This window comes from Tropicimonas sp. IMCC6043, assembly GCF_004146235.1.
In the GTDB taxonomy this organism is placed as follows: Bacteria; Pseudomonadota; Alphaproteobacteria; order Rhodobacterales; family Rhodobacteraceae; genus Tropicimonas.
In genome coordinates, this window is record NZ_SELO01000193.1 from 1 (window position 1) to 316 (window position 316).

The 316-nt window shown below is 61.4% G+C and carries 1 pseudogene; it reads left to right on the top strand.

Features of this window, described 5'->3' with window-relative positions:
- Positions 1 to 316: pseudogene (locus tag EU800_RS26360) on the top strand (transposase); the annotation flags it as partial.

Genomic DNA, 316 nt, shown 5'->3' on the forward strand with positions numbered 1-316 from the left:
GAGGGGATCGCCGAGAGCCTCTACTACACCTGGTCGAAAGAGTTCCTCGAGGCCGGCAAGAAACGCCTGGCTGGAGACACTGCCCGTCAGGCGACGGCGCCGGAGGTCAAGGAACTCCGCTCGGAGGCCGCCGCCCTCAAGGAGGTAGTTGCCGAGCTGACGCTCGAGAACCGACTTCTGAAAAAAAGTATGATCGGGGATGGGGGCAACGAGGAATGAGGTATCCTGCGCCTGAGAAGCTCGAGATCATTCGCACGGTCGAAGCATCGCACCTGCCGGTGAAGCGGACCTTGGCCATGATCGGCATTCCCAGCAG